A 1,295-nucleotide genomic window follows, 5' to 3' on the forward strand; every position below is an offset into this window, starting at 1 on the left:
CCGCTGCGCTTCCTGGCGGAACTGCTCCAACTCCTTCTCCAACTCCACGGACCACCTCCTGGCGTGTGGCACACGGAGGTCTCACGCGCGGCTCGGCACGTCACGACGGGGCACGGCGAGGTCTTACTCGAAATCTTCGTCGGCCTGGAGCCGATTGACCTGCGTTGGGGCTTCGAGCGGCTGGCGGGGCTGGTGGAGGAGCGCCTGGGACGCCAGACGCGTAGCGGCGCGCTCTTCGTCTTCTTCGGCAAACGGCGCACCGCGCTCAAGGTGCTCTTCTACGACGGCACGGGGCTGTGCCTGTTCTACAAGCGGTTGGACTCCGGCTGCTTCCAGGTGCCGCACGGGCTGGAGGAGGGAGCCCAAAGTCTGGCGGTGGAGGAGCACGTGCTGGAGGAGTTGCTGGACGGGCTGCGCGTCGAGGCGCCGCGTCGCGGCCCTCGGCCGCATTGATAGCAGTGCGCGCCGGGGCCGCACGCGGTGGCCCCTACCCGGCAGGAGGGAGTCGACAGCGCGGATGTCAGAGGTTACAAGGCCGCCGCCGATGCACGAGTCCACGTCCGCCGCCCAGTCGCGCATTGCCGAATTGGAGGCGGCCCTGCACACGGAGCGAGCGGCCCTTGCCGCTGAGAGGCAGCGCACTGCGCAGTTGGAGAAGGAGCGGGACGTACTGAAGGCCTCGCACGAGAGGCTGCGGCTGGAGCTGGAGTTACTCAAGCGCCGCCTCTTCGTGGCCAAGGCCGAGAGGGTGGACACCCGGCAGTTGGAGCTGGAGTTCGCCCAGAAGCTGCGCGCCCTGGAGGAAGTGGCCGGCACGCTGGGCATGGCTGTGGGCGAGGCGTCAGGGGACGCGGGGACGAAGAAGAAGCGCAAGCCCTCGGGCCGGCGCGATTTGAAGAGTCTGCCGTTGGAAGAGAAGCGGGTGGAGATTGCCGACCCGCTCTTCGACGCGCTGGTGGCCCAGGGCAAGGCGGAGCGAATCGGCTTCGAGGAGAGCTGCAAGTTGGCCTGGCAGCGTGGCGGCATGCGCCGGCTCGTCATCGCCCGGGTGAAGTACCGCACCGTGGACGCCGACGGCGAGGCCACGCTGGCGTCGGCGATGACGCCCCCGGAGCTCTTCTTCCGCTGCCTGGCCGCGCCGTCGCTCTTGGCCCACGTCATTACCGGGAAGGTAACCGTTCACCGGCTCACGCTGCGTGCGCGAGCTGAGGGGCCTCCGCGAGAGGTAGCAGTGAGGGTGGCTGCAAACCTCGGCGGTGCGCGCGCAGCGAGTCCGTCAGGAAGTCGAGCACGCC

Annotated in this window: 1 protein-coding gene and 1 pseudogene; both read left to right on the top strand. The window is 69.0% G+C overall.

All coding sequences use genetic code 11. The features are described from left to right. Positions 1-453: IS66 family insertion sequence element accessory protein TnpB (gene tnpB / locus U8525_RS34280; protein WP_374270946.1), on the top strand; the 453-nt coding region annotated here is incomplete at its 5' end. Positions 454-544: 91 nt separating this feature from the next. Further along, positions 545-1,295: pseudogene (locus U8525_RS34285) on the top strand (hypothetical protein); the annotation flags it as partial.

It is taken from the genome of Corallococcus sp. RDP092CA (assembly GCF_041903675.1).
Classification (GTDB): Bacteria; Myxococcota; Myxococcia; order Myxococcales; family Myxococcaceae; genus Corallococcus.